This is a genomic window from Paenibacillus sp. P5_B5 (genome assembly GCF_056400365.1).
Window position 1 is genome coordinate 71,742 of the sequence record NZ_JBFULK010000016.1, and the last position, 15,801, is coordinate 87,542.

Sequence of the window (15,801 nt, forward strand, 5' to 3'; positions counted from 1 at the left end):
AGAAAGTCGTTTGAACAAGGTGAGCTGAGTTTGTCTATCAATCAGCTGGAAGACATTAAGTACAAGACTTATCTTATTCATTCGCGAGACCTGATATAATGGGAAATAGAACAGAGTAGTTTCAGGCCTAGAATAATAATTTCAGGAGAATAATCGATCATGAAACCAACCCATACCATAGATGATAACGAGTGGCAATTGCTCATTCATCATGTAGCCAAATACTTTGATGACCTCACGATTAAACGTGGGTTTCAATATTATATGCAAGGGCGTGTCCATTCATTAACCATATCAGGTGAAGAGCTTGTGGAAGCCACCGTCGAAGGAAGTAAGAATTACCACGTCGGGATCCATTTAGACTCCTTGTACAATAATCAATGTACCTGCCCAGTTGAAACGAATTGTAAGCATATGATTGCAGTCTTACTTGATTATGCCAAATTACATGAGCGATCCATTCACGCGATCGTGAATGCCAAGTCCTCAGCTGCACTTAAACAAGCTGCTGAAGCTTCATCTACTCATTCAGCAACTGTAGACAGGTTGGCTGGAGGCCTCGCTGACTTAAAGAAGCAGGCGACTCACATGTCTACCCTTGCCATATCAGAGTGGCATCATCTGTTTGAGTTAAGTACGAATATTTTATTAAATAGCACGAAGAATGAACAATATGTTCATCGAATGTTAACCGCTATTCATCAAATAAAGCCTACATTAGTACCTGCAATGGAATGTCTGTTTGAGCTACACGCTCACTTGTACGTGTTAGAGAAGCTTTTTAAACAAGAGCCTAATACTGCCTGGTACAATCCGGGTTCCCATATCGGCTATCACACGCAGATTGCAGCTGATGCTGTATTGCAAAAGATAGAACAAATTTATGCGCAAGAACTTACAATCACTCCTGAATCAGAGACTTGGCAGCGTGTGATCGAAACTTTAGATCATATGCGCATGCTAATGTTAACCGAATCTAAGAATCGGAGATACTTCTCGACTCTCTATGCTCAGCTATGGGTGAACTATATCCATCCTAACCATAATGATTCCCAAATTTATTTAGAAGAGCTCGGTCACTTACAAGCAGCCGAAAATGAATTAGGTGCAGATCTTTCGAGACTTCCCTGGCTAATTGCCCAAAGCTCCATGCACTTCTACCTGTCTCAGGATCAGGAAGCCTTGAAACTCATTCAAGCAGCGGGCGATTCATTTAACATTCATTCCGATGATGTCATTCCTATATTCAATCAATTGGTACAGACGGAAGATTGGTCAAGATTAAAGGAATGGTTAGTTGAAATCGGTCCTGTCTTAGGTAAACATCGGAATGATAATCTACATCCGTACATCAGCTATTGGGAGACAGTTATTCAGCATATTCCTGAAGCTGATCAGCAAATGGTATACACACTTGCACGCATGCTACCTTATTCGAGCAAAGTATATGAAGAGACATTACTCACCTATGGCAAATGGCAGCAATGGATGGACTATCACCTAAGTGCGGGTAATGAGCCGATGGAATTTCGTGTCAGTGTGTTCCAGCCCATTGAGAAGCATGCGCCCGAAATGCTATTGCCATTCTATCATCAGGCAGTTGAGAGATATGTTCTTCAGAAGAATCGAGATAGCTATAAAGCAGCGGTGAAGCTACTGAAACGACTATCCAAGCTATACAAAAAAATGAAGCAAGAAGCACGCTGGGAGCTGTTTATAACCTCATTCAGCAGTCGCAACAGCCGACTTCGTGCACTGCAAGAGGAGCTTCGGAAAGGAAAACTACTACCATGAGCCAATATACAGAAACCATTACGGTTCAGGTTAGCTTAAGTGCATTTGGAGATGCGCTTATTTATGGAGCTAACAGCATGAATAGCAGCGTAACGGGTCTACACTTGAAACAGCGTTTATTCGCATGGCATGAAGCTTCTTTCTATGGTACAGAGCTAGCCATCCAAACAGCACAAGATGTCGAGCTTGTTGTTCTTCCTTCTGAGCTTGTTATCCCCTTCTTTGCAGAATGTAAGCTTCTAGAGCACATAGAGTGGGTATGGAGCGGCGATGCAGCTAAGTTGATTGAGCTAGCTCCCATACTCTCTGCTTGTATAGATAAGAAAAACTATATGCCTAGCTTCTCTGCCTTTCAGGCCGGAAAGCTACAATGGACTTGGGATTATAGAACATTCGATATACAAGAACAAGCCATCTTAGATAAGTTAGCTAGAGATACGCCATTCAGGGAGGGGGTAGTCGCTGCGTTCTCTGATGCTGTTAATCACCGTTACTATAGTACAGAATTAGCAGCTTCAGATTTACGACAAGAATATCCATTATTATTTACCAAAGGTAGTCATATAGCTCCTGGCTTAGATGCTCAGGACTGGCTAATTTCAATTGGCTGGATTGCAGATACCGCACCATTCAGATCACTCTTACAGCTGCTAGAGCCAGATGATACTGAACCCACTTGGCGCCTGAAGCTAGTTCTCCAAGATAAGCAGGATCAGACAGTGCTCGTTCCGCTTCGACTTGCCGAAGATGGTCATGTATCTGGAACATGGTCTGCTCCATGGACGACACATATTCGGCAGCGCTCTGCAAGCTGGCTAGAACGTTTACGAGGCAGTCTGCCTAAGGAGCTCTTGGCAGGTAGCGGAGATAATGTACTCAGCACCCCACTAACTGATGAAGCAGCTTGGCGATTCTTAACAGTAGATAGCTCTCATCTACTCGATTCAGGATGGCAAGTACTGCTTCCAGCATGGTGGGAAGCAGCTAGCCGTAAGAAACCACGGCTTCGTGCGAAGGTTCGCTCGGAGGTTGGAAGCAGCTCAGGTAAATCTTTATTCGGACTTGATTCACTCGTTGATTTCGATTGGCGTATTGCCATTGGTGAGACAGATCTTACCGAGGCCGAGTTCGCCGAACTAGTCGCTCGTAATGAACGCTTAGTCCGCTTTCGGGGACAGTTGATTCCACTTGACCCTGCCTTGCTCGCACAGATTCGCAAAGCTATGGCAGGCATAAATAACATGCAAGGCTTATCCTTTCAGGATGTTCTACAGCTGCATTTACTAGGTAACAGCGATAATCCTGACGATGTTTTACCGGAACAACAACCAGATGATTCGAAACAAATTCAGCTTGAGGTTGAGCTGAACGAACATCTGATGAAGCTCATCCGTCAGTTAGGACAGCAGACAGAATGGCCGACACTTGCCGTCCCAGTAGATTTGCAGGCAAACTTGCGGACTTATCAGCATGATGGGTTTGCATGGCTCGCTTTCTTACGTCGGTTTGGACTTGGTGCCTGTCTCGCAGATGATATGGGGCTCGGTAAAACCGTGCAGTTCATTGCGTATTTATTACATCTTAAGGAAACTAATGTAGATGTAAATGTAGATATTGATACCAATTTCCCTTCTCTCCTTATCTGCCCGACTTCGGTTCTAGGCAATTGGCAGAAGGAATTAACTCGGTTTGCCCCATCCCTTAAGGTTATGCTTCATTATGGAAGCAAGCGATTAAGTGATGAAGCTTTCTATCAAGAAGCTAAGCTTGCTGATGTTGTACTCACATCCTATGCTACTTCAACACTTGATGAGGAGCTACTCAAAAGCTATACTTGGGCATCAATTTGCTTAGACGAAGCGCAAAATATTAAGAATGCCCAAACAAAGCAATCAATTGCCGTTCGGAGTTTCCCAGCGAAACATCGTATTGCACTGACTGGTACGCCCATAGAGAATCGGCTATCTGAGCTTTGGTCTCTCTATGACTTCATCAACCCTGGCTACCTTGGCAGTTCACGAGGCTTTAATGCAAGATTCAGCAATGCGATTGAGAAGGAACATAATGAACAGCGGACGCTAGATTTACAGAAGCTAGTCAAGCCATTTATGCTCCGCCGCAAAAAGAAGGATCCCGCTATTCAGCTCGATTTACCGGACAAGAATGAGATGAAAACCTATATTCATCTTACAGCTGAGCAAGGTGCACTCTATGACCAATCCGTTAATGATCTTATGGAACGTATGCAGAAGCTAGAAGGCATCGAACGCAAAGGCGCTATTCTCGCAGCACTTACTCAGCTTAAACAGCTCTGCGATCATCCGATGCTATTGACTAAGGAACCGATTCATGGAGCTTCGAGCGGGAATAATGACGCGCTTGATACCGAAACACTGATCAGCCGTTCCTCCAAGCTAGAGCGTCTTATCGCGATGGTCAAAGAACTCCGAGAAGAAGGCGAACGTTGCCTTATCTTTACGCAGTATATAGGGATGGGACAGTTACTTCAGCTTGTGCTTCAGCAAGAGCTACAGGAGCCCGTGCTCTACTTAAATGGGAGCACATCCAAATCTGCACGTGACCGTATGATTGATCAATTTCAATCCCAAACACTTCCGCCTGCTGAACAACCCTCTGTATTTATTCTATCGATTAAAGCAGGTGGAGTCGGTCTTAATCTTACAGCAGCGAATCATGTCTTTCACTTCGACCGCTGGTGGAATCCTGCCGTTGAGAACCAGGCAACGGACCGCGCTTACCGCATGGGACAAACAAGGGATGTACAGGTGCATAAGTTCATCTCACTGGGTACGCTGGAAGAACGAATTGATGAAATGCTAGAGAATAAACAGCAGCTAAGTGACAATGTCATCACAAGCTCCGAAGGCTGGATTACCGAACTGTCAACAGAGGCACTGAAGGACCTCTTTACTTTGCGGCGTGATTGGAATGATTGATCGATTCTATTCAGGATAAGTAGTAGCAATTACAAACAAAGGTCTATCGCCAAGAATCAGTTATGATTTTGGGATAGACCTTTGTTCTATTTCACCAATATAGCTGCTGAATTCGATTAATTTGTTCTTTAACAAATTGCCTAAGTAAGGCAGGCTCTATTATTTCTACATAACTGATTAGCTCCAGCACATCCCGACAAGCGGCCTCATAACCATCCATATTAACTGTTAAAATAAGATCATTCCCATCAGATGTAGATTGAATGGTTTCCAAGTTATTCAATACCTTCGCATTCTCCTTACTCACTCTAATAACGACTGGGTAGTGTTCTTCCGCAAGGCAGGCTTGCTTGAAAACAACCTCTTGAGTGTTCCAATAATGCTCAAGTGAAAATTCGGAAGGAATCTCGAACTCATCCTCGAGCAATTCAACCACTAGGATTCTCTCACACTTAAATGTGCGGATTTGCCTTATCTCCTCGCAATAAGCGATCAGATACCAATCACCTTGCTTAACAACAAGCCCATAGGGATGCAATCTACGTGAGGAACAAGCCCCATCCACCTTACGATATTGTATACCTATCTTTCGTGATCTCCAGACCACTAATCTCAACGTTTCTAGACATGGAATCGACACCCGTTCTGTCCACCAAGGCGTATCGTCAAAATAAAATCTAGTCCTTGCTATCCTTATGTCTGATTGATATGAGGTCGGTAACGTTTTTTCCAATTTCAGAAGAGCATTCTTTAGCTTCAAGCCTGACTCGGTTTGTCCACCTGAATAGATCCCCATTCCAGTAAGATAGAGGTTAATCACATCCTCACCATGCAGTTCCTTCAGATTAACGGTATATCCCTCCATCAAATAAATACCGCCACTAGGTCCAGGCGTGGTTACGACCGGAATTCCCGCTTCTGCAAGAACATCAATATCCCTATAAATGGAGCGAACGGAGGTCTCCAAAGCTATAGCTAACTCCTTGGCCTTCATTCTCCCTCTTGATTCAATTAATAATAAAATAGCGATCAACCGATGCAATCTCAAAATATAGCCTCCCTGTCAAAAAGTATATTTAAGGTTGGTTTCAATTGTTGACACTCTGTTGTCAGTAATTGAAGTATATCATTAACCTACATGAAGAAGGGAGCTGTTAAGATGAATATTGGTGTTTTGGGAACCGGGTTCGGAGCGTATCATGCAAAGCTTTGGATAGAGAGTGACCGCATAGACAGAGTAGTTGTTTACGGAAGGAATGAATCCAAGCTTCAGAAGTTAAAAGAAGAATTAGGGGTAGAAATTACGAATTGTATAGATGACCTTATCCTTAATCCCGAAATCGATGTCATTGATATTTGTTTGCCCTCACATTTGCATAAGCAATATGCAGTTCAGGCGCTGAAGCATGGTAAGCATGTATTTTGTGAGACACCCGTTTGTCTGACGCTCGAAGATGCTGCTGCTATGAGACATGCAGAGAAGCAGTACGGCAGGAGAATACTCGTCAACCAATTTATTAAGTTTGAACCTGCCTATTCCTACCTTCAGCACGCCTTCCAAGAGCGGAAATATGGCAAGCTCCTCTCACTGGTCTTAAAAAGAGAAACACCTCCGCTTTGGGGAGATCTTGGACTCAGCTCCATCACAACAAATCTGATGATTCATGAATTAGATTATGTAACAGGACTTGTAGGCCAGGCCAATCTATTGTCGGTCTAGGGATCTGAATCGATAGACAATAAACAAGCCATAGTCCGCGCATTCTTGCAACAACAAGATACGCTCATCGAAATCATAGCTTCGTCCCAAATGCCTGAATCGTACCCATTCACAGTCGGTTATGAAGCTTATTTTGAGAAGGCGAAGCTTGTATTTCATGAAAGTGACCTGAATGGTAAGACCGAACCCGTATTAACCGAATACACAGCGTCTGGGCAGCAAGAGGTTATCTTAGAAGGTGTAAATCCTTACGCCAAAAGTATCGAGCATGCCATTCACTCTTTTCAGGACAATACGGAGTCCTTCAGTACACTAGAGCAGTCCTTACAGTCACTCCATTTAGCAATTGAAATGAAGCAGAGGCTTGTGCAAGGGCGGTTTTCTGCTTAAACTCAAAAAAAGAAACCCCATGAAATCATAGGGTTTCTCGAAACTCAGAGGGGACCTATACGGTGCCCTCTTCTGGTTATATATAGCATTGTGGGAGAAGCCGCTGTTGTTCAGAATTATACTTCTGATGTAGATCTATCGGCTTTCTTACTACTACCGGACTTTGCTCCAGTCGCTTGTTTTTCATCTCTTGTTTTATAAGGTTTTGGGGTACTATTAGCTTTCTTGGCACCAGCTTGCCATCTGTTCCAACCTTTTTTGTCCGTTCCTCTACCTGTTCCACCCTTAGCTTTACTCATATATTCACTCCATTATCTTCAAGGTACTGCAACATACTACTTATTAAGTGATGCCCAAGTGCTCTCAAGCCATGTATCAAAGTCATCGCCCTTCTCACCCTCGTATACATCATACACATCAGATCTCATCTTATTTAACTTCTCTTTGAACTCTACAAATGTATGACCTTCTGGTAAGCTCTTCTTGATCCGTAGCAAGATCTTGGATACACCTTTGATCAATTCGCCTTTCTTTCTTGCTGGAGATGGAACATCTACACCCAATTCCTTGAGCTCATTGTAAGCAGCTAATTGCACTTTATATACAGCATCATTAGTCACTGCATGCTTTAGTAGGTCAATTGTTTGTTTGGTATTCCACTGGCCTAGCTCTTCAACAGCACTTAAACGCTCTCTCCAATTAGACGTGCGATTGATAGATTTTTTTAATTCCTCATAATTCGCCGGTAACTCACTGTTAGTTTCTATATTATTCAAATGATCCAATCTCCTTCAATGTTTGATATCTCATAAGTTTCTCGTATGATTCGGTTTAAACGCAAATGGAAGGGGCAGAAACTAATCCCCTTCCATTATCATTGCCTGTACTATAGAACTATACTCTTTATGTTTCATATATTCAAACTGTTCTTATGGTTTTCCACTGTTTTATTTCGCCATACTGGATAATAGCACAATATGTCCTAACCCTTAATGTTTTTTCCGATAGTAACAGATATCTGACTCTCGGCTTGCGCCGCTATGATTGATATAAAGCCACTTTCCGAATCTGGAAAAGGACGAAGCTCGACTTCGCAAGCATTTGTACTAGAAATCTCGATATCATCCTTGGAGAACGATGCAGCTCGAGGATGGTAGATTACCGTCTCACCGCCTGATGGAATATAGTCCACATTTAATATTTCCAGATCGTAATCATAGTGATACCCAACTAATGTGCCTCCTGTTACCTGTGGATATGCACGGTTTAACGCCTTTATGTAAGGAGATTCTCGAAAACTATCACACCAACGCCAATAGGTGCTACTCCATAGATAACGTTCAAAAATCGCAATAATAGCTTTGGATAATTCATAAGTTGCTGGATGATTACTAAATGCTCCCCACTCCCCGAACAGAACAGGTACGTTTAGACGCTCTTGTACCTTACGATGGGTAGAGAATATCAACTCAACACGTTCCTGATTATAAATTTCATAATGCTCAGTATCGACTACCAGGTCATAACCGTGAGGTGTGTATACCTGATTGTGGTCGACCGTACCATCAGCATGCTGGACAAGATTAAGCCCAGATTCCACACCCATATTCGAGAAATAACTGCTTTCTAGCATGAGAAAACCATCTGGGACAACTGAGCGTATTTCGGCAGCCGTCTTATTGAAGAAAGGTGTAAGAATTTCCTGCTCAAACCTCTGAGAAGATTCCTTCGCGCTCTCTACCAACATTCGGTAAGTATCCATATCTGCCATTCCAGCGAGTATTTCTTGTTTCTTCTCTTCATCGAACCATAGTGTAGCGAGCTGCTCCATATCGATATCGGTCATGCCTATCACATGCTCAGCATAGGCGGCAATAATCGTGCCAAATACCTCCTGACCAGTTGTTCCAGGGTAGGGTTCGTTCATCATGTCATACCCAATGATATTGGTACAACTAGCAAAGAAATTTGCCGTGTGCTTCCACATCGCTGCATAATGATCCTGCAAGCCAATGCCATCTGAAGCAGGTGTGTTTTTCCAAAAATGATCTAACGCACGATTTACTGCTGGGCTTTCCAAATAAGCGTCGCTCCAAAGATCTCCGACTACATGGGGAAGATCATCGGAAATGGTCGCCCAAGGGGGCGCTCCGTCACCATAGAGTGAACTATACAAATCTTGATGCATATCAAGAAATACGTAGATATCATGTTGCTCCGCCCACATAACTTGTTGTTTGATTCTGCTCAGATACTCATCATTATAGACGCCAGGCTCCGGTTCCACGCCATCCCAAATCAAGCCCAAGCGGATAACATTGAATCCTAGTGCATGAAACCATGCAAATAAGCTCTCATCGCAAGGATCAACGTATGCTTTTGCCTTGTCCTTGCAGACCAAATTCACGCCGCTCAAAATAACCTGCGCCCCGTCCTCATTTATCAAATGCTGGCCTTTAATGGTAAGTTTTTTCATCTAAGATCACCCATTCCTTAATTATTTCTTCTTCTTTTGTCGAAGGGATAGAGAGCCATCTGGACTATAGTCCGATAATCACGTGGATGAAAGCACTATACAATTTAACAATATACGCCATTAGAGGTAAATACAAGATTTCATTACTGTTCCAGTGTCCATACGTTGTTTGACAAAGGTTCAATAAAAAACCCAGCATTGGCTTTTCAGGGCCTATACTGGGTTTCCATTAATATTAGAATTCCTATCTTACCCACTCCATATTTGGCAATGGAAACTGGTCATGTTTCTCGGGGTTTAAACCCTTATTTTTCTTAACTAACATGATGAAAATGACCGTAAAGATCAAATTGGTTACTATACTGGCTACAGCAATAGTTAACATGAGAGATTCGTTTCTGGGTAACTGAACTTGCAAGCTTTCTGTAAAACGAGGGAACGTAAAATAATACATAAACCAAGCTGCCAGTGTATAGGCACGAGCTTGCAGCCAAGTACCTTTTTTAATAAAGATACACGGAATTGTACAAGAGAGTAGTACCATTAATTGACCTGAAGCAGAGCCTGGGAAATTGAGATAAACAAAAGCAAAGTTCCAAATATCATACGGTATAATCCACATGAGTGGCATTAAAGGCCATACCATATCTTTATATTCTGAATTGTCTTTACCGACCATTTTCCAACCAAACCACAACGTTAATATGGAAAGAATACCAGCAATACCATTTAGAATATTAGGCAGGTTCCCCATTGAGAAATCTTGCATAACCGCTTCAGAAATATTTAATGCTAAGAATCCCCCGCAGACTAGTTTTGCAAAATTATATTTATCTAGCTTTGAATATCTCATGAAGGTAAACCATATACAAGCGAATACGACAGAATATACTTTAACCCACTTGAACCAATAGGTAACACCGATGCTCGCCCATAATGGCAACAAAGCAAACGGCAAAATAAAGTAAAAGACAATCCCTGCCCATTTACTGTTTCTGAACAATTCATTTAGCGCCATTAGGACTACTAGAATCAAAATAAAATGAATCCAGGAAAGTGGAGCGTGGTGATAGTTAATCGTACCTATATAAATGCCATTCGTATACTCTAATGTACCCGATTCATTCATAATTATTTGAGCAGAATTAAAGTCCTGAATCTCATCGTCTACTTTAGATAAAATGGTAAGCTTATCGTCGGACATCTGCCAGTCGTGCTTCTCATCATAAATATTAACATTTCCCTGTTGCTTTGTAATAAGTACAGTGTCCTCTTCAAAGTTGAGTCGATAAAAGAATGAACCCTCACCTTTGTCACCGTCAATAATACCCTGCCAAGTATTCCCCTCCAGACTGTGTTTCGTTAGTGCGTTAGGAATTCCCATCGATAATGCAATTAACATTGAAACGAGTAAAACAGAGATAATGATTGTTAACCTTGTCTTCTTGGGCATGTCATTAAGATTTGTCAAATTGAAACCTCCCCAATATGATTAAAAACATAACGATTGTTCTGTTTTTTCTAACTTATCATATTAGGTGGAAAAGTCAACCATAAACATAGCGCATATCGATCGTAGATGGATATTTGTCGAACGACTTTTTATTGGTCTTTGAGATCCGACTATCCAATATAAAATGGCTACCAAAATGGTAGCCATACTAGTACCGTTTAAATTTTATGCCTCCTCATTTACCGTTACTTCCGATTTGCAACAAGCTCATCGTTCAGCCATTCAGGCCAATGCCGTTCGATGCCCTGCTTCGAAAGCAGCTGCAAATATTCGTCGAGATGTTCCTTTCGCTCTCGCACTTCATGCGGTGTAACCTTGTTTAGGACGGCATAAGCAGCCAAATAACCTGCCGATTCTCCAATATTCCATTCCGTCGGATGAAGACGGTAGCAGCCGTTGGATACCTGCGTTGTACCGATATTTTTGCATGCTGGCAACAAATTGGTCATACGAACAGGCAGTAGAGCACCTAACGGAATTTCGTACGGGTAGTTAGGAACATAGAACCCTCTCTGCGTAACAGTCGTTGGATGCAAGTCCAAATAATAGCTGCCGATCCCAACGCTATCTTCATAACGTTTAATGCCATCGTCGCCCCGTAAATCCATACTGACATCATGCTCCGTAATCGTATATAACGCTTTTATGCGCCGTGATTCTCTTATGTATACCGATTTAGCCAGTCCATCCTTGGTTCCCAGAGCATCACTATGCAGCCGAATGCCTGGATATCCTACTCCACCATCCAATCGCGGAGCCTCCGTTTGCAGCCAGTAGATCAGAGACAACGTCAGCTGACGTGCAGCTTCAAGATGTTTGTCGCGTTCCTCAGGTGTTACTCCGATAATCGGTCCGAGGAAATAATCATTCTGTGGCCAATTAAGAAGTGTAATATCTCCATCATATAGAGGTACAGCTAAATGTGTCGGATCTAGAACTCTGCGATAATCCCAAAAGGACATAATTCCTTGATCATTAGGGAATAAAGTGAATTCTTTCGTTGCTAAACCTTCTGCATCCATCGCATGCCAGTCTAGAATCGGATACTTGGAGTATGATGGGATGTATGACTTCCAGAATTCGTATTGCTCTGGTTTATCAATAACAAAATGGCCGCCCTCCACATATTCGAGTGCCGCCACATGAGTAATCGATTGCATATCTAACGGATCGGCTACTTCTAGCGCATGCGGTTCGCCTGTTTCGCTTCTGGCCTCTGCGCCAGCTACGAACTCTGCTTGAACAAGTTCTAACAGAGAACCAGTTTCAGTTGCATCAAGAATATAATCACCTTTCAATACAAGGCGATCACCGCTATGGAAGTTCTCGACTGTAACCGATTCGATATGGTTTCCTACCACATCTGCATCGATAGCAACTGTATAATACAGAATTTCAAGTCTCTTGCTATTCAAATATGGTGCCAGCATATCCTCAAGGACACGAAGCGCAACCTTTGGTTCATGGGCAAGACGACTAACCCAGCCGTTGCCGGGGTTTAAGAGCTTATTATTTCTCGCATCCTCTGTAAGGGGATAGTTAGTACGATAATAATCTCTTACACGTTCACGAAACTCACGGTATGTTGCAGTGCAGCCGAACTGTTCGATCCAGCGGTGCTCATCAGGCGGAACTGCTTGAGCCGTCATCTGACCACCAATCCAATCAGTCTCCTCAGTTACAACGACCCGCATTCCAGATTTCAGCGCTGCGAGCGCAGCCGCCACTCCACCAAGTCCGCCGCCGATGACAACAATATCAGCAGTATGCTGTTGCATTTAATCTTCATTCCCTTCTTAACTATCTGATGTCGTGCGCCTGTTGTTTATCTATCAAATCATCCATTAATATATTTTATCAATAACAGCTCGAGCCATCTTCTCTTTCATGTCCTTAGCGCGTACTTGATCTTTCCGAGCAAGCCCTTCGCAGATCAGATCAATCAAAAATAGCTGTGAAATCTTAGCACCGATTGAACCGCCTTCGAGAGGCGCTTCTTTACCAGCGGTAAGCAGAACTACATCTGCAATCGACGTAATCGGTGATTTCGCATAGTTAGTCATGGCTATGACGGTAGCACCACTTTGCTTGGCCTTCATTAGGATATCAATCGTATCCAGCGTGCTTCCACTTAAGCTGATACCGAATGCAACATCTCCTGCTTGCATCGTTACTGCCATCATCGCCTGAAAATGGGGATCGGTAATTGCCTCTACACGGCGCCCTATTCGAAGTAAGCGCATTTTGGCATCAAACGCAGTAAGGCCGGATGATCCTACACCAAAAAACTGTACTTGTTCGGCGTTGTCGATTAATTCGATCACTTGTTCCAATTTGGATTTATCCAGCAAGCTCATGCTATCATGCAAAATACTGAATGTCTCATTTAAGACGAGCTGAGTGAAATCCTCTGAGTCAGGCTCAATATCAACTTTTTTGGTTCTCTGATCTTGAGCAAGTGCAAGCTTGAAATCTTGATAACCTTTAAATCCTATTTTTCGACAAAACCGCATAACAGTCGTTTCACCAACACCTGAGATTTCAGCAAATTCTGTCACGGAGTAGAAAATGACTTTCTCCGCTCGCTCAAGTAAGCAATCCGCCACCTTACGCTCCGCTTTCGAGAATGAAGGGTAATTTGTGTTAACTCTTAATTTCATCTCCATAAGCTTCCAAGCTCCTCCTTTTTGCTGCAGCAGTGAATCTTTGCGTAATCGATTGAGGACGTGTAATTGCTCCTCCAACAACAACGCAGTGTGCTCCAAGATGAAGCATACGCTCCACCTGACTAGGATCATTCACTCTTCCTTCCGCAAAAATTGGAATTTGTAGTTTTCTTGTTGCTTGATCTACCAGATCGAAATCCGGTCCCGATATTTGTGGGGAGTATGAAGTATAGCCAGATAGTGTGGTCGAGACGCAATCGACACCTAGTGACTCAGCGTATATCGCTTCCTCAAGTGTAGATACGTCTGCCATAATGGGTATGTTTCTTCCCTTTATGTAGGCCACCAAGCTCTCTAAGGTACACCCTTCCGGACGACTTTGACGGGTGGCATCCATTGCGATCATATCTACCCCGGCCTCTATAAGCTCATCTACTTCTTTCGACGTGGGTGTAATGTATACCTCTGATCCTTCATAATCTCGTTTCACAATGCCGATAACTGGAAGCGATACTGTACGCTTAATTTCGCAAATATCTTCTTTGGTATTAGCACGAATTGCGACTGCTCCACCAGCTTCGGCGGCTTTAGCCATTCGAGCCATTATCTCGGAGCCATGTAACGGCTCATCGGGTAAGGCTTGACAGGATACGACAACACCATTTTTTAACCGATTAATCAAATTCATAACTTCCACCCTAGTCTCTTCTATTAATAAGCGTTATGACGAGACAGCAATTATTCGTTATTGCTGTGCACCATGCGCTTTTACTGTTAATCCAGTTTCGAACATTCGATTCCATGGCATGTATAAATCCGTAATCTCAACATGAAACGCTGCGGTATTCACATATTCACGAACAAACTGCTCCAGACTTTCCTTAACGAGCGCTGCCACTTGCCCCCGCTCCCCATCAATACCGAAGTAGGAGTAGCCCATTTCTTTAACTACACTATCCGAAATCAATTTTCTGACTCTAGCGCAATAGCCGAAGTCCTCCGTGTAACGAAGTGCAAGAAAATCCAGATGCTCCTGCGTACGTCCATAATGACCGAACGTCATCATTTGAGCAATTACCGTACCAAGTGTATTGGAGCTAGTATTCCATCCTGCATAACCAGCAAGCTCGAATAGGATACCCTTCTGACGGAGCAGCTTAAGCAGCTGTAGATCGCCACCATTCGCATAAGCAACATCAGCTATTGCTACAGGCTTACCATATCGCTTCATGATAAAGCTGCCGTACTCGACCAGTTCTATCGTATTACGCATGACTTGATAACCAACGTCAATGCGGTGCTGATCATTCGATTCAGCCATCGCCTTTCCAGGTGCATTAACAAGAAGAATCATATCAGCCTCTTGCGCGCTTGCTGCAAGCTGTCCGCCAGCTGCCAGTATTTGATATTTCAAGCTTTCAAATAATGGTCTATCCTCATACAATGGTGTTATAAAAGGCGACTCTACACCCGATAGTCTGGGATATATAAGCGGCATTGCATCATTCATTTCATTTAACATTCGAGCTATAAGCGTACAGCCAGCCTCATCCGCACCAGGATACATAAGTGATCGTAACTCCGCATTCCGAAGTGCTATCTCTTTTCTAACGAGCTGTTGATCCTTTGCAGTCCAGCCGAATGGTGCTGAATCATCTTGTGGAATAATAAGAAAGTCAATAACGCCTTCCTGGGCGTATTGCAGCGCTGCTTTATTGGCTTCAACATTTATTGCACGTCGACCCAAATAATCGTCCTCGACTTCCTTCGGCAGTATCGATTGTATATGGAGAAGTTCCTCCAGCTCCGAATCAGTTGCTAATCCAAGTTCCTGTCGATGCAGGATATATCCTTTACGGAACAGCTCTCGCCCATAATGTTCATAATAATCCGGCTCTTCATCTGAGTTCGAGTATTGTGGACAACGCATAATGAGATGAAAGGCAAACAGCTTCAATCGAGGATTTCTCTGTTTCAACTGTTGCAATCTAGCCAGCCGTTCTCTACATTCGTTTGAAGTCAAAGAATGAAGCCTTGATGGTACTATACCGCCGTATAGCAGTGTATCTAAAGAAATAATAGCTCCCTCAGCGTCAGCGCATTCCTCTTCTAGCCAAGTCCAAAGTGCTTCAGTAAGTCCTGGTTGCTTTTTCTTTCCCATCAACTCAAGCTTTGGACGAACCATCGTAGCCTCAGAACCTTGTGCTAACATATAGGGAAATTCATAATTGCACGGCCGTTCATCCAACGGCAAATAGACGATTTTTGCTTTCTCCAATTGTATA

Annotated in this window: 13 protein-coding genes; 4 read left to right on the top strand and 9 right to left on the bottom strand. The window is 43.1% G+C overall.

Features of this window, described 5'->3' with window-relative positions:
• Positions 1-159: 159 nt before the first annotated feature.
• Positions 160-1,794, top strand: a complete 1,635-nt coding sequence (locus AC1DOK_RS19505; RefSeq protein WP_477555991.1) for an SWIM zinc finger family protein — start codon at positions 160-162, stop codon at positions 1,792-1,794.
• Positions 1,791-4,751: a DEAD/DEAH box helicase gene (locus AC1DOK_RS19510; protein WP_477555992.1), complete on the top strand. Its 2,961-nt coding sequence runs from the start codon at positions 1,791-1,793 to the stop codon at positions 4,749-4,751. The genes AC1DOK_RS19505 and AC1DOK_RS19510 overlap by 4 nt, the downstream gene beginning before the upstream one ends.
• A 91-nt stretch (positions 4,752-4,842) precedes the next feature.
• On the opposite strand, the gene AC1DOK_RS19515 is transcribed toward AC1DOK_RS19510, so the two are convergent.
• Complete coding sequence (locus AC1DOK_RS19515) at positions 4,843-5,799, bottom strand: helix-turn-helix transcriptional regulator (RefSeq protein ID WP_477555993.1); 957 nt, start codon at positions 5,797-5,799, stop codon at positions 4,843-4,845.
• A gap of 111 nt (positions 5,800-5,910) precedes the next feature.
• On the opposite strand from AC1DOK_RS19515, the gene AC1DOK_RS19520 reads away from it, so the two are divergent.
• Positions 5,911-6,471 (top strand): Gfo/Idh/MocA family protein, encoded by a 561-nt coding sequence (locus AC1DOK_RS19520; protein WP_477555994.1) that lies wholly within the window; start codon positions 5,911-5,913, stop codon positions 6,469-6,471.
• Positions 6,472-6,516: 45 nt separating this feature from the next.
• Positions 6,517-6,861, top strand: a complete 345-nt coding sequence (locus AC1DOK_RS19525; RefSeq protein ID WP_477555995.1) for a hypothetical protein — start codon at positions 6,517-6,519, stop codon at positions 6,859-6,861.
• A gap of 116 nt (positions 6,862-6,977) precedes the next feature.
• Here the strand turns inward: AC1DOK_RS19525 and AC1DOK_RS19530 are convergent, their stop codons facing one another.
• The 8 genes from AC1DOK_RS19530 to AC1DOK_RS19565 all read right to left on the bottom strand — a co-directional run bounded on the left by AC1DOK_RS19530 (position 6,978) and on the right by AC1DOK_RS19565 (position 15,794).
• A complete protein-coding gene (locus tag AC1DOK_RS19530) occupies positions 6,978-7,160 on the bottom strand; it encodes a DUF3934 domain-containing protein (protein ID WP_477555996.1) in 183 nt (60 codons plus the stop codon).
• A gap of 36 nt (positions 7,161-7,196) precedes the next feature.
• Complete coding sequence (locus AC1DOK_RS19535; RefSeq protein WP_477555997.1) at positions 7,197-7,637, bottom strand: HEAT repeat domain-containing protein; 441 nt, start codon at positions 7,635-7,637, stop codon at positions 7,197-7,199.
• Positions 7,638-7,843: 206 nt separating this feature from the next.
• Positions 7,844-9,337, bottom strand: a complete 1,494-nt coding sequence (locus AC1DOK_RS19540) for a cellulase family glycosylhydrolase (RefSeq protein ID WP_477555998.1) — start codon at positions 9,335-9,337, stop codon at positions 7,844-7,846.
• A 244-nt stretch (positions 9,338-9,581) separates the two neighbouring features.
• On the bottom strand, positions 9,582-10,808 hold the full coding sequence (locus tag AC1DOK_RS19545) for a DUF5692 family protein (protein WP_477555999.1): 1,227 nt from the start codon (positions 10,806-10,808) through the stop codon (positions 9,582-9,584).
• Positions 10,809-11,035: 227 nt separating this feature from the next.
• On the bottom strand, positions 11,036-12,628 hold the full coding sequence (locus AC1DOK_RS19550) for an FAD-dependent oxidoreductase (protein ID WP_477556000.1): 1,593 nt from the start codon (positions 12,626-12,628) through the stop codon (positions 11,036-11,038).
• A 66-nt stretch (positions 12,629-12,694) separates the two neighbouring features.
• Positions 12,695-13,516, bottom strand: a complete 822-nt coding sequence (locus tag AC1DOK_RS19555) for a MurR/RpiR family transcriptional regulator (RefSeq protein WP_477556001.1) — start codon at positions 13,514-13,516, stop codon at positions 12,695-12,697.
• On the bottom strand, positions 13,494-14,204 hold the full coding sequence (locus AC1DOK_RS19560) for an N-acetylmannosamine-6-phosphate 2-epimerase (RefSeq protein WP_477556002.1): 711 nt from the start codon (positions 14,202-14,204) through the stop codon (positions 13,494-13,496). The genes AC1DOK_RS19555 and AC1DOK_RS19560 overlap by 23 nt, the downstream gene beginning before the upstream one ends.
• 57 nt (positions 14,205-14,261) lie before the next feature.
• The gene (locus AC1DOK_RS19565) at positions 14,262-15,794 is read right to left on the bottom strand and encodes a DUF4127 family protein (protein ID WP_477556003.1); all 1,533 of its coding nucleotides are present in this window, start codon (positions 15,792-15,794) and stop codon (positions 14,262-14,264) included.
• Between the last annotated feature and the right edge of the window lie 7 nt (positions 15,795-15,801).